This is a genomic window from Catalinimonas alkaloidigena, assembly GCF_029504655.1.
Taxonomy (GTDB): Bacteria; Bacteroidota; Bacteroidia; order Cytophagales; family Cyclobacteriaceae; genus Catalinimonas; species Catalinimonas alkaloidigena.
In genome coordinates, this window is the sequence record NZ_JAQFIL010000001.1 from 324,924 (window position 1) to 348,860 (window position 23,937).

The 23,937-nt window shown below is 42.9% G+C and carries 22 protein-coding genes; 16 read left to right on the forward strand and 6 right to left on the reverse strand.

Going from position 1 to position 23,937, the window contains the following annotated elements; genetic code table 11:
* Window positions 1-34 precede the first annotated feature (34 nt).
* The 5 genes from OKW21_RS01320 (at window position 35) to OKW21_RS01340 (ending at window position 7,125) form a co-directional block, all read left to right on the forward strand.
* Window positions 35-3,328, forward strand: a complete 3,294-nt coding sequence (locus OKW21_RS01320) for a CHAT domain-containing protein (protein WP_277476559.1) — start codon at window positions 35-37, stop codon at window positions 3,326-3,328.
* 33 nt (window positions 3,329-3,361) lie between these two features.
* Window positions 3,362-3,931, forward strand: coding sequence for an RNA polymerase sigma factor (locus OKW21_RS01325; protein ID WP_277476560.1), 570 nt, complete (start codon window positions 3,362-3,364; stop codon window positions 3,929-3,931).
* Window positions 3,932-3,936: 5 nt separating this feature from the next.
* A complete protein-coding gene (locus tag OKW21_RS01330; protein WP_277476561.1) occupies window positions 3,937-4,671 on the forward strand; it encodes a tetratricopeptide repeat protein in 735 nt (244 codons plus the stop codon).
* Between the two features lie 97 nt (window positions 4,672-4,768).
* Window positions 4,769-5,485 (forward strand): hypothetical protein, encoded by a 717-nt coding sequence (locus tag OKW21_RS01335; RefSeq protein WP_277476562.1) that lies wholly within the window; start codon window positions 4,769-4,771, stop codon window positions 5,483-5,485.
* Window positions 5,486-5,502: 17 nt separating this feature from the next.
* Window positions 5,503-7,125, forward strand: coding sequence for a thiol-activated cytolysin family protein (locus tag OKW21_RS01340; RefSeq protein WP_277476563.1), 1,623 nt, complete (start codon window positions 5,503-5,505; stop codon window positions 7,123-7,125).
* Window positions 7,126-7,200: 75 nt separating this feature from the next.
* On the opposite strand, the gene OKW21_RS01345 is transcribed toward OKW21_RS01340, so the two are convergent.
* Window positions 7,201-8,502 carry a glucuronyl esterase domain-containing protein gene (locus OKW21_RS01345; RefSeq protein WP_277476564.1) on the reverse strand — a complete coding sequence of 434 codons (1,302 nt, stop codon included), beginning with the start codon at window positions 8,500-8,502 and terminating at the stop codon, window positions 7,201-7,203.
* A 163-nt stretch (window positions 8,503-8,665) separates the two neighbouring features.
* Here OKW21_RS01345 and OKW21_RS01350 point away from each other — a divergent pair, with 163 nt between their 5' ends.
* The gene (locus tag OKW21_RS01350; RefSeq protein WP_277476565.1) at window positions 8,666-9,238 is read left to right on the forward strand and encodes a helix-turn-helix domain-containing protein; all 573 of its coding nucleotides are present in this window, start codon (window positions 8,666-8,668) and stop codon (window positions 9,236-9,238) included.
* A gap of 128 nt (window positions 9,239-9,366) precedes the next feature.
* On the opposite strand, the gene OKW21_RS01355 is transcribed toward OKW21_RS01350, so the two are convergent.
* Together OKW21_RS01355 and OKW21_RS01360 are read right to left on the reverse strand one after the other, a co-directional pair.
* A complete protein-coding gene (locus OKW21_RS01355) occupies window positions 9,367-9,936 on the reverse strand; it encodes an outer membrane beta-barrel protein (RefSeq protein WP_277476566.1) in 570 nt (189 codons plus the stop codon).
* Window positions 9,937-10,869: 933 nt separating this feature from the next.
* The gene (locus OKW21_RS01360; RefSeq protein WP_277476568.1) at window positions 10,870-11,196 is read right to left on the reverse strand and encodes a winged helix-turn-helix transcriptional regulator; all 327 of its coding nucleotides are present in this window, start codon (window positions 11,194-11,196) and stop codon (window positions 10,870-10,872) included.
* A gap of 134 nt (window positions 11,197-11,330) precedes the next feature.
* Between OKW21_RS01360 and OKW21_RS01365 the strand changes: the two genes are divergently transcribed.
* On the forward strand, window positions 11,331-12,332 hold the full coding sequence (locus OKW21_RS01365; protein ID WP_277476569.1) for a YhdH/YhfP family quinone oxidoreductase: 1,002 nt from the start codon (window positions 11,331-11,333) through the stop codon (window positions 12,330-12,332).
* A gap of 408 nt (window positions 12,333-12,740) precedes the next feature.
* Here the strand turns inward: OKW21_RS01365 and OKW21_RS01370 are convergent, their stop codons facing one another.
* From OKW21_RS01370 to OKW21_RS01380, 3 genes are all read right to left on the reverse strand, one after another.
* Entirely contained in the window at window positions 12,741-13,133 is a 393-nt protein-coding gene (locus tag OKW21_RS01370; protein ID WP_277476570.1) for a PIN domain-containing protein, read from the reverse strand.
* Entirely contained in the window at window positions 13,126-13,347 is a 222-nt protein-coding gene (locus OKW21_RS01375; RefSeq protein WP_277476571.1) for a DUF2281 domain-containing protein, read from the reverse strand. The genes OKW21_RS01370 and OKW21_RS01375 overlap by 8 nt, the downstream gene beginning before the upstream one ends.
* Window positions 13,348-13,442: 95 nt before the next feature.
* Window positions 13,443-15,989 carry a M14 metallopeptidase family protein gene (locus tag OKW21_RS01380; RefSeq protein ID WP_277476572.1) on the reverse strand — a complete coding sequence of 849 codons (2,547 nt, stop codon included), beginning with the start codon at window positions 15,987-15,989 and terminating at the stop codon, window positions 13,443-13,445.
* A gap of 200 nt (window positions 15,990-16,189) precedes the next feature.
* On the opposite strand from OKW21_RS01380, the gene OKW21_RS01385 reads away from it, so the two are divergent.
* The 9 genes from OKW21_RS01385 (at window position 16,190) to OKW21_RS01425 (ending at window position 23,920) form a co-directional block, all read left to right on the forward strand.
* Window positions 16,190-17,377: a phosphoglycerate kinase gene (locus tag OKW21_RS01385; protein ID WP_277476573.1), complete on the forward strand. Its 1,188-nt coding sequence runs from the start codon at window positions 16,190-16,192 to the stop codon at window positions 17,375-17,377.
* Between the two features lie 82 nt (window positions 17,378-17,459).
* Complete coding sequence (locus tag OKW21_RS01390) at window positions 17,460-18,620, forward strand: pyridoxal phosphate-dependent aminotransferase (protein WP_277476574.1); 1,161 nt, start codon at window positions 17,460-17,462, stop codon at window positions 18,618-18,620.
* A 13-nt stretch (window positions 18,621-18,633) separates the two neighbouring features.
* Window positions 18,634-19,491 carry a prephenate dehydrogenase gene (locus tag OKW21_RS01395; RefSeq protein WP_277476575.1) on the forward strand — a complete coding sequence of 286 codons (858 nt, stop codon included), beginning with the start codon at window positions 18,634-18,636 and terminating at the stop codon, window positions 19,489-19,491.
* Window positions 19,492-19,671: 180 nt separating this feature from the next.
* Window positions 19,672-20,592 carry a DUF4421 family protein gene (locus OKW21_RS01400; RefSeq protein WP_277476576.1) on the forward strand — a complete coding sequence of 307 codons (921 nt, stop codon included), beginning with the start codon at window positions 19,672-19,674 and terminating at the stop codon, window positions 20,590-20,592.
* Window positions 20,593-20,665: 73 nt separating this feature from the next.
* Window positions 20,666-21,010 (forward strand): hypothetical protein, encoded by a 345-nt coding sequence (locus OKW21_RS01405; protein ID WP_277476577.1) that lies wholly within the window; start codon window positions 20,666-20,668, stop codon window positions 21,008-21,010.
* Window positions 21,011-21,227: 217 nt separating this feature from the next.
* The gene (locus OKW21_RS01410) at window positions 21,228-22,022 is read left to right on the forward strand and encodes a HipA family kinase (protein ID WP_277487592.1); all 795 of its coding nucleotides are present in this window, start codon (window positions 21,228-21,230) and stop codon (window positions 22,020-22,022) included.
* Window positions 22,000-22,383: a DUF3037 domain-containing protein gene (locus tag OKW21_RS01415; RefSeq protein WP_277476578.1), complete on the forward strand. Its 384-nt coding sequence runs from the start codon at window positions 22,000-22,002 to the stop codon at window positions 22,381-22,383. Before OKW21_RS01410 ends, OKW21_RS01415 begins: the two co-directional genes overlap by 23 nt.
* Window positions 22,384-22,526: 143 nt before the next feature.
* Entirely contained in the window at window positions 22,527-23,081 is a 555-nt protein-coding gene (locus OKW21_RS01420; RefSeq protein WP_277476579.1) for a hypothetical protein, read from the forward strand.
* A 278-nt stretch (window positions 23,082-23,359) separates the two neighbouring features.
* Complete coding sequence (locus OKW21_RS01425) at window positions 23,360-23,920, forward strand: hypothetical protein (RefSeq protein ID WP_277476581.1); 561 nt, start codon at window positions 23,360-23,362, stop codon at window positions 23,918-23,920.
* The last annotated feature ends 17 nt before the right edge of the window (window positions 23,921-23,937 follow it).

Below are 23,937 nucleotides of genomic sequence, written 5' to 3' on the forward strand. Positions count from 1 at the left end.
TCTTAGGTGAGATCTTATTTAAGTCTCACCCATTATGTTTCCTAAGCGTGCTTTTGTCTTTTTATGTTGTACGGTTCTGTTGCTATCATTTGCTACTGTTAACGCAGGCTTCGCTCAGGATGCATCTCAGGTAGAGCAACTCTATACAAAGGCCAAACGGTACCAGGATCAGGCCCTGTATGACAGCGCACTGTACTATTTTGAAATCACAGAAAAGCTTGCCCGGCAGCAAAAAGACTGGCAGGGGGTGATGATGTGCCTTTATGGAGTAGGAGGCATACGTTCAGATCAAGGTAAATATGAAGATGCGGAAAAGCGTCTTTTGAAGGCACTGAAAATCTCTCAACAGCATTTTCCGGAACATATTTATGAGACGGGAGAAGCTTACTATATTCTGGCTTATAATTATTCACAAAAAGCCGATTATCCTGCGGCCTTAACGCATTACCAGAAAGCAATAGCCATTTATAAAAAAATACAGGGAGATCAGCATGTATCAGTGGCCAATACTTATGCTGCAATAGGAGCCATTTATAATAATTTAGATCATTCCAACGAACTGGCCATCCAATCTTTTCTGAAAGGAAATGATATACTCAAAGAAATTGGTAAGAGTGAGAGTATTGAGATGGCTCGTAACTATAATGACCTTGCCAATACCTATCAGGATCTGGAACAGTACGATCTGGCGCTGGATTATCATCATCAGAGCTTGAAGATCAAAGAGAACGTATTGCGAGAGAACCATCCTGAATTGGCAGTCAGTTATTTCAACCTGGCACAGGTATCATTGAGTAAAGGAGATCTGGATGCTGCCATTGCCCACTATCAAAATGCGCTGGAAGTAGACATTTCCAACTTTGGTCATGACCATCGTTGGGTTGCGGAAGATTATTTTAACCTAGCGCATTGCTACAATGTCAAAGGTAGCTACGACAAAGCCATTCGCTATGCGCACAAAGCCTATGACATGCTAAAAGCGAATTATGGAGAAAATAATCTGAGAGTCGCAGAATCTTTGTATGCTTTGGGAGATGCTTATTATTATACCGGAGACTTTTCTGCCGCTCAAAACGCTTACCTGAAGGCCGTAGCTACTTTTAAAGAACTTGCTGAAAGGTACCAGGCGCAGGATGCTCTGAATGGACAGGCGTTGGTGCTAAACAGCCTGGGAAAAGTAATGCGGGAGAGACAGGACTATGATGCAAGCATAAATTATCATCAGCAGGCACTTCGGCTACATTTAGTCATGCAAAATACCAAGAGGGCATCAGTGGGAGATACGCAGCTATTACTAGCGCAGGCTCATCTGGAAAATCAAAACTACGATCAAGCTGAAAAATTATTGAAAGAAGCTCATGCCAATCTGGCGCAAAGTCTGGGAGATAAGCACCCTGCTGTAGCAGATGCCTACCGCCTGCTGGGAGATGTCAATATGCAGCTTGGGGAGTATGATAAGGCCCTTAAATACTATCAGCATTCATTAGCATGCCTTACAGCTGATTATAATATAAAATTAATTGAAAAACTCCCTCCTAAAGAGGGCATTCACCTCACGCCAGCTTTGATTACTACGCTGAGGTACAAAGCTTTGAGTTTACGTAAACGTTTTGGCAAAACACAAAATGCTGAAGATCTACACTTAGCACTTTCGCATCTGGATTTTGCATCCGCTATGGTGGATAGTATGCGGGTACTCTATTTACAGGATGGCTCTAACCGTAATCCGCTACAAGATCATTTGCCGGTTTATGAAGATGCGCTTTCTATATTGTACGATCTGCATCGTATAGACCAGGATAAAAAATGGGTGGAAGCGGCCTTTAGCATGATGGAGCAAAGTAAAGCATTGCAATTGCTTTCTGCCCTGCGAGAGGCTGATGCCCGTAACTTTGCCGCTGTACCGGATGCTATCCTGCAGCAGGAAAAGCAAATGATGCTGGACTTGTCGTATTATGAAAATATGACGCGCAGAGCCGATAGTGCCCAGCAGGAATGGCGTAGTAAGGCCTTTAGCATAAAACAATCATACGATTCTCTGATCAGAAAAATTGCTGCCGACTATCCCGAATACCATGCCCTGAAATACAAGGCAGAGGTAATGAGTCTAAGCCAGGTGCAGGAAGAAATGCTCAGGCCTGATGAGGCCATGCTGACTTATCTGCAGGGTGATAGCAATATTTACAAAATTACCCTTACGCAGGAAAGCGCGAAACTAGAAAAGATTCCTAATACCCATCAACTTCAGGATGCGCTGGACATGGTGCGCTCTGCAATTACTGAAAAACGCTCTATTGATCAGTTTGCCAGTCCTGCCCACAAAGTATATTCAAAGCTTATTATGCCTTCCGAAGCTTTACTTCAGCACAAAAAGCTCATTATTATCCCGGATGGTAAGCTCAGCTACCTGCCTTTTGAAGTATTGTTGAAAGAAAAAGTTGTGCAGGGGGCTGGCTACCGTACTTTACCCTATTTGGTGCGGGAACATCAGCTCAACTACCAGTTTTCTGCTACACTTATGCAGATGCAGAGAGAGCAAAAGATGGAAAATAAAGCTGTGAGCTATCTGGCTTTTGCTCCTGAGTTTAATCAGGTTACACCACTTTTGGCCTCCGCGGACAAAAATCCGCTTCAGATTGAAGACACAGTAAGGGGCACTTTAGCAGAGCTCAGAGGTACAGTCAGGGAAGTCAAGGCTATTGGTCGCTGGATGGAGGGAAACTACTACGAAGGTAGGGATGCTGATGAGGCTACATTCAAACGGGAAGCTTCTAAATATCAGGTGTTGCATTTGGCGACCCATGCTATCGTAGACGATCAGTATCCTATGAACTCCCGATTGCTTTTTACCCCCTCAGCCTCAACTGAAGAAGATGGAAATCTGTATGCATGGGAACTCTATGGTCTGAAACTGGACGCAAAAATGGTAGTGCTTTCGGCCTGTAATACCGGCTATGGTAAAATACAAAGAGGAGAGGGCGTAATGAGCCTGGGAAGGGCTTTTGCCTATGCCGGTTGCCCTAGTGTAGTGATGAGCCTCTGGCCCGCTCAGGACAGAGCCACTGCCGATCTGATGGAAGCCTTTTACGAAGAAATTGCTGGCGGGCATGATAAAGATGTGGCAATGCAAAATGCCAAGCTGCGGTACCTGGGCGAAGCGAATGAACTCTTCGCCCATCCGTTCTATTGGGCAGGCTTTATAGTACAAGGAAATACCCAACCGCTGGAGAATCATAGCTCTTGGATAAATTATATCTGGATAGGTAGTGTATTGATAATTTTGCTCTTTAGCCTTTTGGCAGTGAAAAAAATCTTCTTCCAAAGGTAACCTTCTCCTTCAACGATCAACTAACCATAAGATTTGGAGCTAAAATCAACGCAAGAGATACTCAAAGGCATTCAGCAGCATGATACGCTTGTACTAAGACATCTTTACCAGGAGTATTATCCTGTAATTCGTAAGCTTGTCATCTCTAATAATGGGAGTGAAGAAGAAGCTAAAGATATTTTTCAGGAAACGCTGATGGTAATTTATGAAAAGCTTAGCAGTGACTCATTAAGTTTTCAGTGTAGTCTGAAAACATACTGCTATGCCATTGCCAGAAATATCTGGCTTATGACGCTTCGCCGTAAAAAAAGGGGTGGAGGCATGCTTAAAGATGCAGAAAGTACCGATGATTTGGGCGATAAACTGATTGAAGATATGACTTATGCCAGGCGAAGGATGGTTTTTCAGGAGCATATGAATAAGTTAGGGCAAGACTGCCAGCAGATACTGAAAGCTTTCTTTCAGGGAAAATCTTTAAAAGAAATTGCTGAAAGCATGAAGTTTAGCCCCGCCTATGCAAAAAAAAGAAAACACATCTGCCAACAGAGACTCATCAGCTCCATTGAGCAGGATATACTTTTTGATGAACTTACTGAGCACTGAAGATAATGATAGAGGAAAAAGACATTGAACTTGCAGAGCGATACCTTTGTGGTGCTTTAAGCAAGGCTGAGTATGTAAAGGTAGAGCAGCGTCTTGCTTCTGACCCGGTATTTAAGAGGCGAGTAGAGATGATGCGTGAACTCAGCAATATGTATAGTGGTGAAGCAGAAGATTTTCGTGCTTTGTTAGAGGATGCACATCTGGAATATACAAACCAAAACCAGCCTTCTGCATTCAAACGCTACTGGCTGGTGGCAGCGAGCCTAAGTCTCTTGCTATTAGCTGCTGCTTATTTTTTCTTTCAAAATGGCTCAGCAGACCCTCAGCAATTGTATGCAGAGCACTTTAGCCTGCCCCCGGATAATCTGACGGTCCGTACCGAACTACCAGAGCAGGAATTGATCAACACTGCGATGGAACAGTACAATGATGGACAACATCAGCAGGCTTCAGTATTATTTGCGCAGGCGCTGGAAGCACGGCCAGATAGTGTCCCCATCCTGTTCTACAGTGCAGTGAACCTTATGGCTCTGGGAAATATAGAGGAGGCAGTTCCTCAATTGCAAAATGTAGTGGCGAAGGGTAATTCATCCTATTTTATGCCAGCGCAATGGTATTTAGCCTTAATATACCTGCAAGTGAACCAGAAGGCTGAAGCTGAGAGAATTTTGAATGAACTGCAAAACGCTTCTTCTTCCTATGCCTCTAAAGCCGAAAGATTATTAGAAGAATTTGATTAAAAAATATTGATAAAGGGGTAACCTTCAGGGAGTCCATGCAACAAAGGTAGAAAATGAATAGCAGCAAAAATCTGCTGATTGTTAAACTACCTTTATCATGAGTCTCTTTAAAACCTATTTTCTCAGTTTCATGCCTTTTTTGCTCTGTACACTTCCCATGTTTGCTCAGGGGGGTAACGGATATGGACAAGGCAGCCCTTTTACTTTCTTTCCTCAAACATACCAAGCAGGACTTAGTAAATATTACCCTACCAGCCTATACCTGGAGCCAGGTATGGGTGCAGGAGTGTGGTACCAGTCAGATCAGCTAAATATGGAGCCCCAACGGCTACCGTTGGTAACGTTTCTGGAAGTCAGCAAAGATCTGAGTCCGCTTTCTTATGGCATTAGCTACAATACGTTTACTTCTTTCCGGCAGAGAGATTTTGTGCTCAACCCTGAGTATGCAAGTTTGTATGCCCGCTACTCTTTCTCTCAGCTTTTTTCTTTTGTACCCCTTCAGATAGATGCTTTCGTTATGGCGGGTGCTACTGCCTGGCAGGCAGAACTCAGAGATGAGCGGGCACCCGAATTCCGCTCTGCCGAGCCTATTGAAACCGAGCGTGGGGCAGGCTGGATGGCAGGAGCAGGAGTTCGCTACTACCTCAAAAATCTGGGGCTGGGGGCACAGTGGAATTATTACAATGCTCAGGCCTCATTCCTGGCGGGCGCCGATGAACTGGTAGAGGTAGCAGTGGGTAGCGCCCAGCTACAACTCACCCTGAGCTACCGCTTCCGCCTCAGCGACCCTATTCAATGTCCTACTTTCCGTTAATCTAAATCCTTATGAAAATGTCTTATCTAAAACTATCCGTCATCCTTACTATCAGTATATCCTTTGTATTTCTGGCCTGTCAGCGAGAAGAAAATGACTTTGACCGGCAGGTAAACGCAGCAGCCATTAATGATTTTCTGGATACCATTCCCACTTTTGAGCCCCCTCCTCCGGCCTCGCTCATTACTGGCGAGATAAGCTACTCCGAAGACCAGACTTCCGACAATCTGGATGTACTTTGCGAAAAGCAGGAGTTTGAGGAAACCTTTGTGCTGGACAATCTAACCCTCAATGCTTTTAATAATAAAACTGCTACCAATACCGCAGCTCTTTATCCGGGAGCGATTATCCACCTCAAAGACCTGAATGATATTGGAGACCTGAATACCATCGGTAGTTTTGAACGCGAGCCAATACAAATCAACAGTACACTGGGAGACTTCAGAGAGGTAGAGGATCCTTCCAGCCGGGGTAATGTAGATAAGATGATCAAAGAGATAGAAAATCAGGGAGAAGACTTTGCTGCCAATATCAGCGCGGAGATTGTAGAAGCCTATTCGCTGGAGCAGGCCATGTACCGCCTAGGCATAGATGCCAGTTACCTGGGGAATTCTGCCAGTGCTGATTTGAGTCTGGAAACCTCGGTAGAGAAGAAAAGTGTGTTCATCAAGTTCTTTCAGGTGTATCATACAGTTTCTATCACCCGTCCTACCAAAGCGGCTGATTTCTTCGGGTCTTCGGTAAACAAAGAAGACCTGGAATCCATTACCGGTCCTGACAAGCCGCTGGGCTATATTGAAGAAGTAGCCTATGGCAGAGTGCTGGTGGGCAACTTCACCTATACCGGTACAGAAATCAAATCTTCTGCTGACCTGAAAGTAACGGTAGAAAGAGGCGTAGGAAGTGGTGGCGTGTCTTTCAGTGCAGAAGATAGTAAGCTTTTGCAGAATTCAACTTTTAAAGTAGCCATACTGGGAGGAGACGCACAGGAAGCTTCTAAGATTTTTGGCAATGGAGTAAATGCTATTGAGAATGCCTGGAATTTTCTGGCTGAAGGAGGCAAGGATCGTTCACTCGGTGTTCCTGTACAATACAAAGTACGCTATCTGGCCAATAACCAGCTCTTCGCCCTGGGTGGCTCCACCGGCTTCCAGGCTCCCTACTGTGATATACTCAATAACCATGTGACCATCACTAAGATCAAGCTTACCAAATTCCCTCCTAACAATCCTGATGGAAAGAAATGGGATTGGGGTGCATTCCCTGCCGGCAACAGAGAGCCCGATGTATATCCGGTGATCTCCCGAAGAGTAGGAAGCAGTTGGAAACAGGAAGGTAACTGGGAGGATGAAACCTCTTACCAGCTAAGTAGCAGTGACCTGCCCAAAGACTATGGCGTAAGCTTCCCGGTGGGTAAGTCACAGTTGAGAAATGCCTTTTCTTTAGAATTATATGACAACGATTCTGGTGAACTAAAAGGACAACAATTGATGGGTAGAATCAATTATGGGTTTAGCAATTATTTACGAACGATCTCCAACCCCAAGCCGGAAAACCCTTACCCATCCTCCATTACCATTCAGTCCAATACCGGCTACAGCGCGGTCCTTTCTTTGAAATGGGAAGCCAGGGGAAATTGATGATTTATTGAGGTAGTGCTAAAGAGCAGCGTATTAAGTAATACGCTGCTCTTTTCTACAAAAACATAATCTTGCTTAACGGCCTGCTTCCGGCACTGATTTGAAATGCTTATCAGCAAAATCAATGTATTGCTCCCAGTCATAGGCTTTCAGGTCATGTCCTTCGGAACGGATATGGTAGCCTATCGTAGCCATTACCGGGCGGTTTACTACCGGCATTTCATCTGCCGGTAAGCCTTCTTTACCCAATAGTTCATAGACTTTGCTGGCATGCTTGCTACTTAAAAATTCTCCTTTTGGATCGGCCCAAAGGTCTTCGGCAGCGCTGGCTACGTAAACCGGACGGGGAGCCATCAGGCTGATCAGCATGTGTTGATCTACCGGAAGTGCCGACTCATTGTCATTATACTGATTGAAATTATCAGCAAACCAATGGGGAAAAGAAGTATTGATACGGGCTACTGTTTCTCCGAATTTACGCCGGGAAAGTGCCGCGCCCCCACAGCCGGAATCATTGGAGATGACCAGGGCAAAACGTTCATCAGTTGCGCCTGCCCATAGCGAAGCTTTACCCAGTCGGGAGTGCCCGATGACTGCTACCTTATCCGCGTCTATGTCACTATCGGTTTCCAGATAATCCAAGGCACGGGAAAGTCCCCAGGCCCAGGCGGCAATACTACCCCACTCATCATCGGCAGGTTTCTGCCCGGCCTCGTGAAATAATGCATGAATACCGTTTGCAAACCCATCATCAAAGTCAGGGTCAATGTCGCCATAATAGATGTTGATGAGGGCGTAGCCCCGGTCAATGATACGTGCTACCGGCCAGCGATTTATCCGTACACCGCGCGACTTTTCATCTGCCTGATTACCGCTGATTTGGAATTCTTCATTGTTTCTTACCCAGCTATCGCTAATGCTAATGCGTGGGTCAGGATGAATCGTGTGGTTACCGTAAAAGTTAAGCCCCAGAAAAGCCGGAACCGGCTGGACGGCATCATTGGGAATAAACATCAACAGACTCATGTCATGTGAAGCCTGTCCGTTGCTGAAGGTAACTTTTACCTCCCTGAGCGTGGCAGTACCATCCAAAGCCTCAGGATCGTTGGTAGTAACTTCGTAATCTACTTTTACGTCAGCCTCCGGCACTTTACCGTATACCTGTTCGGCAAACCGTTGTAGAATCTCCGGCCTGCGCAATGCTTGCCAGCTTTGCTGATCTTTTACCGGACGCCCATCGCTGAGCGTAAGTATATCGGGCAGCGTATAGTCCGGTACTTTAGTCTCATCATAATTATATTGGTCATGAGACTGGGTAAAAGCACTTGTTGATGTAAGAAGAAAAAGTAAGATGTAGGTTGTGGTACGTTTAAACATAGCTGTGAATTAAAAGCTTTTGTATCAATATAAAAATAATAATCTTTTGTAGCGTATTTAGCCCAGTGAATATTGCTGTTTGTAGCTTTTTGCACGTAGACAGAGCATAATCAATACATGTAGGGCCTGCTGTGTAAAATTATTTTGCACTAAAAAATTTGAGATGAATCCGACTAATATACTACACATTAAAAATATGGTTTGTAACCGCTGTATCATGGCGGTTGAAGAGATGCTGAATAAACTAAAAATTCCCTATCAAGCTATACGACTGGGAGAGGTGCAACTGACAGAACCCATCTCTGAAGAAAAAAAGACTGTGCTGGAAAAGGAATTGACCGCCATAGGCTTTGCCCTGATTGACGACCGCAAAAGCCAGATCATTGAAAAGATCATTAACATTCTGATTGAACAAATCTATCAGTCGGACGAGCCTCTCAAAGTTAATCTCTCTGACTATCTCTCAGAAAGGCTTCATTATGATTACAGTTATCTGAGCAATATTTTTTCAGAAGTAAAAGGGATTACGGTTGAGAAGTATTTCATCGCCCAGAAGATTGAGCGGGTAAAAGAGTTGATGGTGTATAATGAGCTTTCTCTGAGCGAAATTGCCTACCAACTAGGTTACAGCAGTGTAGCGCATCTGAGCAGTCAATTCAAAAAAGTTACTGGTCTTACCCCCAGCCACTTCAAAAGTATCAGAACTGAGAAGCGTAAACCGCTGGATGAGGTATGAAATTTATCTGTAATCTGACAGAAATATTTCTAAAGAAATTGAAGCTGATTTCATGATCAGCATTAAAAAATGAGTTGAACCGTAGCTCAACTCATTAACTATTATACGCTATCTGTTGAATCAGGGGATTATCTTCTTCCGCCGAACATATATCCACCGATTCTGATACCCATATAGCTGTTTTTAATCTTTCCGGTAGTTGTGCCAGATCCATCAGCCATTACTGATTCAGAGGATGAAATGATGTTATAATCAATGTTGATATTGAAATTACCGATATCTAACCCTAATCTTGGGTAAAATCCGATTTCTGATCCACCGCCTACTTCAGCATTGGTATCACTGGCAGAAACTGCGGCTAACATATAGACACCCACACCAGCACCTACATAAGGGCGAACTTTTGAAGAGGTTAAATAGTACTGACCATTCACAGTGTAAGAGCCATTGGCAGAAGCACTTGCTTCAGTGCCATCAGGACTAATTTTTGCCATTACTGCAGACTCTATTCTTAAACCTACAGCAATGTCATCGTTGATTCTGTAAGCAGGTTCAAGGTCTACTAAGATTCCCCCGCCACCACTACCGGGTTTGGCATAGCCTAATCCTAAGCCTAATTTAAAGGGCTTGTAATCCTGTGCTGAAGCAATACTTGCTACCAACATCATACTTAGTACACTCAGTACAAACTTTTTCATGCTTGTTCGATTATTTGTTGATTTAATGAGCGCAAGAAAAAGCTTTATTTAATAAAATAAACACTATAAAAAATTAAAATATTACAATGTTTCATTTATAACAGATTAATATCAAGCCCTTGAATGTGAAAAAGAAAATTTATCACCCTACACAAACGAATGAATGTTTGCTTATCAGGATCGTTGGTGAATAAAGATTTAGCATTAGCATTTACTTCCCCCGGGATGAAACTATCATGTAATTCAGGAATACCATCTCTCGTGAAGTCTTACTATTCTAGTGAGTGGTTTTTTTTGCAAGCCAACTTATCGGAAGGCATTTAAAATATGACTGACCAGGCACCCGTTTCGCCAGTCATCTTTGGCATAGTTGAATGTATTTTGCTGACAGATCCGAAAATCAGTCTTTTGCGCATAGTATTTCAATATGGTACATAGAGGGGAGCTTGGTGCCTGAAATGGTTGAAGGAGGAAAGTAGCCCTTTCCAGGCAGTGGGCAAAGTTTTGAAACTCTAAGACCAATGGAGCAAAGGATCGACAAATTTCCAAGCCATTTCCCCTTGCCTCTCAGTCTTCTGGAAAAGTTATAGAGCATTTCCCCCGGCCTACCCAATGCCTTGACAAAGCTGTGGTATGTTTATAGGCGGTGGAGCAGTCCCTGAGAAAAGTGTTGAGTCCTGGTAAACGGAGGTATCAGTGTGTGGATCACATTTCTGCTATTCAAACCCGGGAGAAATACTAAACAGTGCTTGACAAACATTTAAAGGCGTTTACAGACATGTAAAGAGAAAAATTGATAGGATGATAAATCATCTGCAAATAGTATTAAAAATGATGTAAATTGAGGATTATTTATAAAAAAATAAACGCAATTGCATTTATTCGGTCGTTGCATATAAAAACCTAATCACACAGACAAAATCTTATTAAAATTTAACTATGAGATTCATCAATAGATTTTTCAAAAAGGATTCCTCCTTTATACATTCCTTTGAGGGCAGGATGAATTTTGTTACCAAGTTCTGTTAAGCTGTACTCAACACGTGGAGGAACTTCAGGATAAACGTTTCGATGTATTAATCCATCCAATTCTAATTCTTTAAGTTGTTTAGTCAGCATTCGTTGGCTAATCTGGGGTAATAATTTTACTAACTCACTATATCTTTTTTCTCCTTGAAAAAGATGTAAAATGATAGTTGCCTTTCGTTTTCCTTTCACAACATTTATGAATGTATCAATCGGACAATAACTTTTTTTCATTTTTTTTCTCCCAAAGTCTTAATTATACTCAAATCAGAAATAAATGTTCGTATACCAACCTTTTGTAAGTTATTGATAAGCATAATATTTATCCTGACATTAGATCAAAAATAAATAAAATTTACCGACAAAAGATGGTACAGAACAAATCTACTTTTAAGGCATTTCGGGTTGAAGCGGTTGATGGCAATTACCATGGAGCTGTTAAAGAACTGGAATTTGACCTACTAAATAACGATGAGGTTTTAATAAAAGTGCACTATAGCTCATTGAATTACAAAGATGCATTGTCAGCCTCAGGTAATAAGGGAGTAACAAGAAACTATCCTCATACACCAGGCATTGACGCAGTAGGGACAATAGAAAAATCAAACAGCGATTCATTTGATATTGGAGAAAAAGTGATTGTAACCAGTTATGATTTAGGAATGAATACTGACGGTGGATTTGCCGAGTATATTCAAGTTCCAGCTGAATGGGTTGTGAGATTGCCTGATAATATGACGATGAAAGAGGCAATGATATTTGGTACTGCAGGGTTAACAGCTGGAATGTCTGTTTTAAGACTTACAGAATTGATAAAGCCTGAAGATGGAAAAATAGTGGTGTCTGGCGCAACTGGTGGAGTGGGTGCATTAAGTGTTTCCATCTTAAGTAAACTGGGATATTCAGTGGTTGCAATTACAGGTAAAACAACAGAACGGGAATACCTAATGAACCTTGGTGCAAAAGAAGTTCTAATGCGCAACGAAATAGAAAATTTTGATAAAAAGCCCTTACTAAAAACCCTATTTGCTGGCGCCATTGATACCGTTGGTGGTACAATTCTTGAAAATATTATTAAATCCACCAATTCTATGGGTGTTGTAACTTGTTGTGGCAATGTTGCTTCTCCAAAAATTGATTTGACAGTTTTTCCCTTTATCTTGAGAGGTGTTACATTAATTGGAATAGATTCACAAAACTACCCAATGAAATACAGGAAAATAGTATGGAACAAGTTAGCCCAAGAATGGAAACCAGAGCAATTAGATGATACTTGCACTGAAATTAAACTGGAGGATGTACAACCGAAGATTGAATTGATGCTAGATGGAAAACTAAAAGGAAGAACAGTTTTGGCTATGGTTAAATAAATACGCAACATAACATTTTGTATAAGTAGTGGCAGTGATGTGCTAAACATCAAGTTTTGTAACCCGCTCAAACGGCGTAGGGGCTTGAAGGAAATTACCACGCAATCTGCTACTTCATTAAGCTTGTCTTTGGGAAGCTTCTTGATGCTTTTGATGACATTTTCAATGACCGCTTGCTTATTCATGACATGCCGTGTATCAAAAACATACGTGAAATACTCGGTTTAGTATTTATCTCAAGCTGAATATAATTCAATACACCCAGCTTGAGACAATATACTACCGCATTACCTTCCCAAAGAAAATACTATTCAGGAAAATCTTGTTGGTGCCGTACCAGAAGGCGCGGAAGTTAGGGTTGTCCGTGAGGGCAATGATTACCCATCACCTCTCCTGACACATTACATTTTACTTCCACAAAGCTTGTACATGTATAGATTTTTGCATGTCAGGATCGTTAGTGATTATTGGAATGTTTAGCATCTTTCCACCTCCGGAAATAAGCCGGTCATGCAATTCGGGAATATCATCAATAGTGAAGGCTGACTGTACGAGTGAAAAAGTAAGGGGCAGATCCTGAAAGGATGGATATGTATTAAGGTAGTGTTCTGCTTCTTTTAAAGAAGTTTCAATTCTACCTTTTTCAGCTAAGTAAGCCAGTTCTGAGAAGACAATAGATGGAATATAAATCTTTGCGAGGGCGTTTTCAGTCTGTTCAAATATGTGTTTTACCTTCTTAGGCATTTTCCTTTCCTCTAAGCGGAGAATCAAAGCCATCGTATCACTTACATAGCTATTCATTGGGATAAAGACGTTTGTAGTCTTTAAACTCTTCTTCAAGGTGATTCAACTGGCCTTTATTGAGTTGGGAAAGCTCCTCAGAAAGTGATTTGGTATTGGGCGATTCCTCTTTTTTTAGCAGGAAACTAGCGAAATCTGCTACTTCATTAAGCTTGTCTTTGGGAAGCTTCTTTATGGTTTTAATCACATTTTCTATAACCGCTTGCTTATTCATGACATTCCATATTTTTAAAGTATACGTTAAACACTCTGTTTAGGTATTTATCTCAAGCTGAATATAATTCAATATACTCAGCTTGAGACAATATACTACCGCATCACCTTCCCAAAGAAGATACTATTCAGGAAAATCTTGTTGGTGCCGTACCAGAAGGCGCGGAAGTTAGGGTTGTCCGTGAGGGCAATGACTACGCCCTGCCCAAAAGGGGCAATGCCTACCGCAGCGGTATTGCGCAACTGTTCTTCTTTCTCTTCAGCAATATAGCCTGCCTTCAAAGGTGTGGTCGTGTACATGATCGGATTCACATAAGGATTACTGGCTTTTTCCATAAAGAGGGAATGGTCACGGAAGAGACTGATATCCTCCTTGTTCATGCCGTAAGCAATAGGATGCGTAAGGTCTATGCGGGCATCAAAGATAGCCCCGCCAATGACCTGCGCCCCCTGAAATTTTTCTCGCTCTCCAAAAGCACGCTGTGGTAGCGAATCATTTTTAGCAGACTTATATTTAAAACCACCGATACCATTATCCGACAGCCACTTACCAGCATCTTTGGTAGCGATCACTTTGTTGCCCTCCTGTATCCAGCTTTTGAGCTTGCTCTTGACACTTTCGCTAATATCGTTATAGCGTCCATCTACCATGATCAGAGTATTGTAAGGCTTGAGGCTGGCCCGGTTAAACATATCCAGCGACATCATTGTAATGGGCATATGCATACGCTGATCCAGCAGGTGCCAGACTTCTCCCGATTCATAGCTGCTTACGCCTCCTTCAATCAGCATCACGATTTCAGGCTTTTCCAGCGTTTCGTAAGTACGACTCCCCAGGCTGACTCCGGTGCTTGTCATGCCGGTATTGGCGGCATATACATTAATACCGTCTTCTTCAGCTACCGTTTGTAGCAATTCATAAATTTCATCAGCATCCATATCTTCCTGTATGCTGATGGGAATCAGGATGGTGCCAACATCAAAGTTTTTTCCATTCCGGTCAGTAAAGGCTTCGGTAGAAACTTTCAGATTGAGTCCGGCATCCTGCAATCTGTATAATGCTCGGTGCGCATAATAGCCATCCATTTCAAATAAATAGGCATACGCACTGCGTTCGCCTACTACTTCGCCTTGGGGAAACTCAGGCTGCTCTACTGCCTCACCCTGGCTGAGTTGTCGGCTGCTCAGCTCAGCAAAAGGAAGGTTGTAGGCCAGTGGAAAAGTCCAGGCGGATACATCATAGAAAAGACTGTCATTGAAAGTAGTACGTCTTTCAAAGAGTGCTTTGATCAGGCGGTACTGCGGCTGATTGGTAGGCACCAGATAGCTGCTTTCGGACTCAAAAGTATGTCCGTTGGCAGAAATATCCTGTGCCGGACGGTACAAATCTATCTGATGTCTTTTGAGTACTTCTGCCATATGGTAAGTGGTTGCCGCATCGGCTTCGCTACCAAAAACATAAGCTTTGATCGGATCGGCAGCAGCCTCATTCAAAGCGCCGGGATAGAAATCTACCTGATGTTGAAGGAGGTCATTCTTCAAAGCCTGTGCGCCTTTCAGCGTAGAAAAGCTGGCGCTGACCTGATTACGGATGGTAAAGGGAAAAGTCAGCACGCCATTATCAGTTTCCTGGGCATGAGCGCGGGAACTGGCCTGTTCAAAGAGAATACCCACCGCTCCGTTCACATCGGGATAGGTAGAGCCCTTACCGTAGTAAAAGTCGTCGTAGCTTTCTTTGGTATAATAAAAGGAACCGATTTCATCCAATCCTTCGGCATGAAACTCTCCTAAGGCTTCGGTAAGGCGGAAAGTGTTTTCGGGCGTAAGCGGATTGTTACGGGAAGGAATACCCGGCTGAAAGAAGAAAGTAGCATTGCTCCCCATCTCATGATGGTCGGTCACGATATTGGGTTTCCAGGCATGAAATTTTTCCAGCCTGCCTCTGGACTCAGGATGTTGCTGTAGCAGCCAGTCACGGTTGAGGTCAAACCAGTAATGATTGGTACGGCCACGGGGCCAGTGTTCGTTCTGCTCAATGTTATTAGGGTCGGTACTCAGATATTCCGCTTTGTGGGTATTGACCCAGGTAGCGAAGCGGTTCATTCCATCCGGGTTGATAAAAGGATCAATGAGGACGATGGTATTGTCCAGCATACTTTCTACTTCTTCACCCTGAGCTGCCGCCAGGTAATAGGAAACCAGCGCTGCAGCATTAGTGCCGCTGGGTTCATTGCCATGTACGCTATAACCTAACCATACCACTACCGGTTGTTCTTCTATACTTACATTGCTGGTCTGTTCAGCTTTGCTCAGATTGACATGAGCCTCTTTGATCTGCTCAATATTACTTTGGTTTTCCTCCGAAGTGATGGTGAGCAGGTAGAGTGGACGGTTTTCGTAAGAGCGTGCGTATTCTTCTAAAGTTACCCGCGGAGAGGCTTCGGCCAACGCTTTGTAAAAATTCATGAGCTGGGTGTGTTCAGCATGCATCTCACCCACCTGAAATCCCAGAATAGATTCAGGAGTAGGAATGCCGGAGTCGTAAGCAGCATCTTCAGGCAGGTAGTAATCTAAATCAACTTGCTGTGCCCAAAGCATTTGGGAGGTAAAAAGACATACTGACAGGAGTAATCGCTTTATCATAATTTGGTGTAAGGTTAAGTGTGTAATATTTTGTGGCTGAGCGGAGCCTCTAAATAATAGAGTATTGTTGAAATGTAAAAATCTGCGGCTGATTATTAAGAGAAGTTGAAAAAAAGTGAGGCTGTTTTAGCGAACAACATAATAAGCTTTAAATTTGTGTGAATAGCATAGACAATCATTTTTTAAAAATCTATCAAACTATGAAGACTATTGATGATATTAATTTTTCAGGAAAAAAAGCTCTGGTAAGAGTGGATTTCAATGTTCCGCTGGATAAGAATCATAAAATCACGGATGACAATCGTATGCAGGCAGCCGTGCCTACACTCAAAAAAATACTAAAAGATGGTGGTTCAGCCATACTGATGTCGCACCTTGGTCGTCCCAAAGAAGGCCCGGAGGAGAAGTTTTCTTTGAAGCATCTGGTAGATCATCTTTCCACACTACTGGATGGCACGCAAGTACATTTTGCCAACGACTGTGTAGGCGATGAAGCGGAAGAAAAAGCCAGTCAACTCAAAGCTGGAGAAATCCTGCTATTGGAAAACACTCGTTTCCACAAAGAAGAAAGCAAAGGCGACGAAGAGCTTGCCAAAAAAATGGCTAAGCTGGGCGATGTGTATGTAAATGACGCTTTCGGTTCAGCCCATCGCGCACACTCTTCTACCACCACGGTAGCCCAGTTTTTTGACGAAAAAGCTGCCGGTTATCTTCTCAAAGCTGAGATTGACAATGCCGACAAAGTGATGGAAAGTGGCGAGAAGCCTTTTACCGCCATTATGGGGGGGGCTAAGATCTCAGACAAGATTGAAATTATTGAGCGTCTGCTGGACAAGGTAAACCACCTGATTATTGGTGGAGCTATGAGTTATACCTTTTTCAAGGCAATGGGTGGTGAAATTGGTAAATCTCTGGTAGAGACCGACAAACTGGATCTGGCGAACGAACTGATTCGCAAAGCCAAAGATAAAGGCGTGGAGCTACACCTGCCTATTGATTCCATCATCACGCAGAAGATAGAAGAAGGTTCTGAAACAAGGGTAGCCAATAACCACGCGATACAGGAAGAGTGGATGGGCGTAGACATTGGTCCTGAAGCCCGACAGGTGTTTGCTGACACTATCGCCAGCTCCAAAATTATTCTCTGGAACGGACCTATGGGCATTTTTGAAATTCCTGACTACGCTGAAGGCACCAAGGCAGTTGCCGAAGCTGTAGTGAAAGCGACTGAAGGCGGCGCTTTTTCCCTCATCGGTGGTGGCGATTCCGCAGCGGCAGTCATCAGTATGGGATATGGCGATAAAGTCTCTTATGTATCTACCGGAGGTGGCGCCCTGCTGGAATATATGGAAGGCAAGGAACTTCCCGGCGTAAAAGCTTTGGGTTAAATCCTCTCTTCGCTAAAAATAAATCAAGACTTGAGAGGATGATTTTCCTTTCAGGTCTTTTTTTTATCTTAGTTTTATCTCTATGATCATACCAACAGCCAATCGTTTACAAAACGTTAAAGAATACTACTTTTCTATCAAGCTGCAGGAAATTCGTCGTATGCGCGAAGCTGGTCTGGATGTCATCAATATGGGCATAGGTAGCCCGGACCTTATGCCTTCAGAACAGACTATTGAAGAGCTGTATCAGTCGGCACGTCAAGCCAACCATCATGGTTATCAGCCTTATCAGGGCATTCCTGAGCTACGTAAGGCAATTGCGGACTGGTATGAACAGACTTATCAGGTAAAGCTGAATCCTGAAGGAGAAGTGTTGCCGCTGATGGGGTCCAAGGAGGGCATTACCCACGTTTCTCTTACTTTTCTCAATCCAGGAGATGAGGTGCTGGTTCCTGAACTGGGCTATCCCGCCTATACTTCAGTCTCAAATATGGTAGAAGCTAAAATCAGAAGCTACCCCCTGCGTGAACAGGACTGGCAGCCTGATCTGGAAGCTATGCGTAAGGAAGATTACAGTAAGGTAAAGTTAATGTGGCTCAACTATCCCCATATGCCAAGCGGAGCTCCTGCCCAGCCAGAGGTGCTCGAAGAAGTGATACAACTTGCCCGGGAGAGAAAGTTTTTGATCTGTCATGATAATCCTTACAGTTTGGTGCTGAACAAGGCCAAGCCACTGAGTATCTTATCGCTGCCCGCCGCCAGGGAGGTATGTCTGGAATTTAATTCCTTGAGCAAGTCACATAATATGGCAGGCTGGAGGGTAGGCTGGCTCTGTGGTGCCAGAGAATACCTGACCGAAGTGCTGAAAATCAAAAGTAATGTGGACTCTGGTATGTTTCGTCCGGTACAGGACGCGGCAATACAGGCACTTCAAAATACAGAAGCCTGGCATGCTGAGCGAAACGCTGAATACGCAGAACGAAGAAAGCTCATTTTTAAGCTGCTGGATACTTTGGGTTGTAGTTATCAAAAGGAACAGGAAGGGATGTTTGTCTGGGCTAAAATAAGCGATGCCGAAGCTTCTTCCGAAAAATTTGTTGACAGCATTTTGCAGAAATATCATGTTTTTTTGACGCCTGGTTTTATCTTTGGGGCAAAAGGTAATAGATATATCAGGGTTTCTTTATGTAATAAGAATAATATTTTGAAAGAAGCTATAAGTAGGGTAAATAATTTGGTATAAGAACTAACTTTTTATGAACATTTGCATTGTCGGATTAGGATTACTGGGTGGTTCTACCGCCCTTGGCTTGAAAGCAAAAGACAGTAGCTACCGGATTATTGGAGTAGACAATAACCGCGAGCATGCTGCGCGTGCTTTGGTAGGTGAGATAGCAGATAAGATTATGACGCTGGAAAAAGGAGTGCTCAATGCGGATGTTATCATATTGGCTACACCGGTCAATGTGATCCTCAAGCAACTCCCGCAAGTTTTGGATATTTTGCCTCGCAACGCGGTGCTCACTGATCTTGGATCTACCAAAGAGTTGATCTGCAGCTCCGTTAGTAACCATCCCAAGCGAGGACAATATGTAGCAGCCCATCCTATTGCGGGTACAGAGCGGTCAGGGCCTGATGCGGCATTCGCTGAATTATTGTTAGAGAAGCAGATGATTCTCTGCGAAAGAGAAAGGTCAGATATTGAAGCGCTTGAGGTGATAGAAAATCTTTTCAAACTGAAGCTCAACATGCGGATGAGCTATATGGACCCGGCAGCACACGACCGACATATCGCTTATGTATCGCACCTTAGCCATATTAGTTCGTTTGCTTTAAGTACTACGGTGCTGGACAAAGAAAAAGACGAGCTCAGCATTTTTGAGATGGCGGGCAGTGGGTTTTCTTCTACGGTTAGGCTTGCCAAAAGCTCTGCCAAAATGTGGGCCCCTATCTTTACCCAAAATACCAAAAATATATCTTCAGCCCTGGGGGCTTACATTAAAAACCTGCAGCGTTTTAAGGAAATTATTGATGCTGAGGACGAAATTGCCAGCAAGCAGGAAATCACTAAAGCCAACGATATCAAGAGAGTGCTTTCAGGAATTGAGAAGTAAGTTTTTTCAAAACGATTTTGTCTGTATTATAACATTCAGTGCTTAATTTTACTTTGGTAGATAAACAAGCCACTGAGACACACACGCTCCATACTTATTTTAAGCAGTCTGTTACTGCTTATCGCGCCCTTCCACAGGTCGTACGCGCAGAACGATTTCATAGGTGTCCTGAATGATACCATGAATGTAAAAGCTTTACTCATCAACCGTGGCCTGAATACTTCGCTACGTAACGTAGATAAGGGTAGCAGGATAGATTTCGCTCCAAACAACCTTAATTACATAGGAGTAGGGTGGTATTTTTGGGGAGTAGGGGTTAAGCTTCACTTTCCACTTCCTGTTTCCTGGTTTTATGAAAGAGCTGATATTTTTAAAAGCCAGGTGATTGACATTCGTGGTACATTGTACCAAAAACATTGGTTATTAGAAGGGGGGGTACAGCTATATCAAAACTTGTATTTAAGTGAAGGACAGACATTGGATGATGGTCTGAATAGTGCTAGTGAAACAGGCATACAAGCATTTCGGTTTACCTCTAGTGTTACCTACCTTTTTTCTGGCGAAGAGGTTTCAGTCAAAGCACCATTCAATCGTAATAATATCCAGTTGCAGAATGCCGGCACATGGATGCTGACGGGTGGTTTTTCCTACATTAACCTATCAGGTGAGGGTTCAGTAATTCCTGAACGTGCTCGTAACGAATTCGCTAATGACTCAACGATCACTGAGGTTAGTGCTAATTCTTTCTTTATACGCCCTGGTTACACATACAATTTTGTGTACCGCAACTTTTTTCTTCATGCTTCTGGATCGGTGGGGCTGGCCCTGCAACGAAAAAATCTGGAACGTGTGGATAGTGATATGGATAAGTTGGGGGTGGCCCCTCTCTATAATTTTGGTGCGGCTATAGGCTATGATAATGGAAAATATTTTGCGGGAATATCATCGGTATTTACATATGGCTATATGCAATTGGGTAACATCCGCCTGCAGGAACGTGCTAGAAATACCGAGCTTTTTATCGGCTATCGCTTTCCTGAGCCCAATTGGATAAAAAATAATAAACCCCGCTTTCTAAACTGGTTTACTAATTCCAAATAACTAAAAACATTGTACCCGGCTGTAGGTTGGATATATACAAGGACCGACAATATTTTTTGACCTTAAATTTAGCATGATGAATACACAGGATATGAAAGATTACAGGCCGCCCCTTACCGAAAAAATCAATGAACTCGCTAAGAAAGGGTTTGAGACTCAGTTCAAGTTTGAAAATGGAGCACTGAAAGACCGTACATCGGATAAAAATTATCAGGCTCAGGAGTTGAGCATCATTGAGGAGTATCGTTTTGAGGGAGAAAGTAATCCTGACGATATGTCTATTCTGTATGCCTTGGAAGCTCGTGATGGTACCAAAGGTATAGTGGTAAATGCTTATGGAACATATTCAGACGATGATCTGGGTGATTTCATGAAGCGTGTAAAAGAAAAAGGTAAACTACAGGGAGTGAAAAAATAATATCCCTATTCATATTTTTTATGTATAAAAATAAAACCTGTACCCTGGTACGGGTTTTTGTATATCTGCCTCAGGCTATTCAACGTTCTCTTTAACATCGCATGAAAGATGCTATCATTATTGAAAAATCTATTATATATAAGATCAAAACTATTATGGAAGTCAGAAAGAAGACTTCAACTTCCTTAAGTTCGCGTCTCATAGCACATAAGATATGATGAATTACCAGCCAGAGATCAGAACAGTCAATGTAATCCGCTATGTGACTCCCCTGCGGGAAGGAGGCTCGCTCCCTGCATTGGTAGAAGCCGATGATGAGTTTTTGTATGTGCTCAAGTTTCGTGGTGCCGGGCAGGGAGCAAAAGCACTGATTGCCGAACTCCTGGCAGGAGAAATTGCCCGTGTTCTAGGTTTTCGGGTCCCTGAGATTGTATTTGCCGAACTTGACGCTACCTTTGGGCGATCAGAGGGAGATGAAGAAATTCAGGATTTGCTCAGAGGCAGCGAAGGGCTCAATCTTGCCTTGCATTATCTTTCTGGAGCTATCAATTTTAATGCCCTGGTTACACCTATAGAGGCGAGACTTGCTTCACAGATTGTTTGGTTTGATGGGCTGGTGATGAATGTGGATCGCACTACCCGCAACACCAACATGCTTACCTGGCATAAAGAATTATGGCTCATTGACCACGGAGCCTCATTTTACTTTCACCATTCCTGGCAAAACCCTGAACAGCAGGCCCTCAGGCCCTTTGCGCATATCAAAGATCATGTATTGCTAGCCTGGGCTACTGAGCTGGAAGCGGTTGATACCGATTTTAAATCCAGGCTTACCACAGAACATATCAGAGCCATCGTCTCTTTAATTCCGGATGCATGGTTGCTGGAAGATTCTCCTTTTGAATCCCTCTCTGAGCATAGAGATGCCTACATCAATTTTTTGGTAACCCGTCTCTCTCATACAGAAGTTTTTATAAAAGAAGCACAAAATGCCAGAAAAGCACTTGTTTGAATATGCAGTCATTCGGCTAATGCCCCGTGTTGAACGCGAAGAGTTTATCAATGTGGGAGTTATTATGTATTGCGCAGAAGAGCGATTTCTGCAAACCGCCTATGCACTTAACAGAGACAGACTACTGGCTTTTTATGAAGTAATAGATATAAAAGAAGTTGAGGCACGATTGCTGCTCTTTCAGCGGATATGCAGAGGAGGAAAAGAGGCTGGCCCTATAGGTCAACTACCTATAGCCGCACGTTTCCGCTGGCTTACAGCAAGCTGCAGTACTGTCATTCAGACCTCCGCAGTCCATCCGGGTTTGTGTAAAGATGCTCAACAAACATTAGAGCACTTATTAAAACAATTGGTACTGTAAGCATCTCAATTCAGCATAATATTATAAAAATAGTACAATATATTATTGGTATAATACTATTACATACGTATTGTAAAAGAACTAAAAGCCCTTTTATCTCATCAAAAGAAAAAGCTATTTGCTGGTAGAAAATAAATGATTACATGATGAGACAGTTACTTATTATCTTATTAATCGCAATCAGTCCTTCTTTGCACGCACAACACCTGAATCGTAACTGGAAAAGTGAGCTAGAATCCTCACTAAGCAAGTTCATGGCGTGTGAAGAGAGTGAAAGTACACCTGCTTGTCACAACTTTGCCGGCGAATCTTTGCAAACTGTTTACAGAATCAACGACTTTTATTCCAGTGAAAAAGGAATGTTTTTGGAGCCACATGAGATCTATGAATTTCTTGATAAAAGTGACCAATGGACATTATTAGGGAAAGGTTATGATCAGAACGCCCTGAATAATGCACAGCAATATGCAAATGGAAACAAAGCGGTAGTGGCTGTGATGAAAGGAGAAACCTATGGTCATATGGTGCTTATCTTACCAGGAGAGTTACAGACCTCCGGCTCATGGAGTTTGAAAGTACCTAATTCAGCATCCTTTTTTACACACCAGACCGATAAATCTTATGTCAACAAAAAACTGTCTTATGCCTTTACACCCAGCGATCAGGGGCATGTGCTCTTATACGGAAGGAAATACTAGCGTAGAGGAAACAGTTTATGCATCGCAAAATTATCGCTTAGGTATACTGTAAAAACAATAACTATCAGCTAAAACTTAGTATAGAGCTCTATCCGACTTCGGATAGAGTTTTTTTGTTTTAGTGAATTTTTACCCTGCCTTAGGTAATCCAAATACCCGGAATAGGGTAGTGAAAATCCTGCTTTCATGGTATAGTAGAGTGCCGGCCTTGTCCCCAACTTTGTCATGACTCATGTGCTATGCATGTGTTTTTACACCATTAACCTATTTAATATTTTATGATGAAAAATCTCTTTCTGCTCTTAAGCATGCTTATGGTTTTTACTGCCGGTTGCAAAGAAAATGATACACAGTCTGATGCGTGGGATGACTCTCCCCGAACAGATGTGCCCCCAGTGCTCACAAACGCTATCTGGCAGGTGGGAAGCATTTCTTTTGGTAATTTCTGGGATGACCAGGGACAATACGTGGGTGCGGGACATGATGGGGCTATTCGTTATTACTTCAAAGCAGATGGTACTTACGAGTTATATTCTTATCTGAGCGTGCGCAGCTACAACTGTCTTAGCCAGTCTTATACCTATGTGAAGGGTACAGTGGAGGTCAGGGGTGATCAGCTGACATTCCATCCTGTAGAAGGAAAATACAAAGGGGCAGACAATTGTGTAAGTTCAAATAACTTTGTGCGCCCTGTAAGAGAAGATGAGAAAGTAAAATTTGCTAAAACGTATCAGTGGGAAGTATCGGAGGGTAATGATGGCAAGATTCATTTGTATATGCTGGAAGATGGGCTGGCCGCCGAACCAGAAAATATTCTCATCTACGATAACGAAATGTAACTGCAGTGATTCGCAGA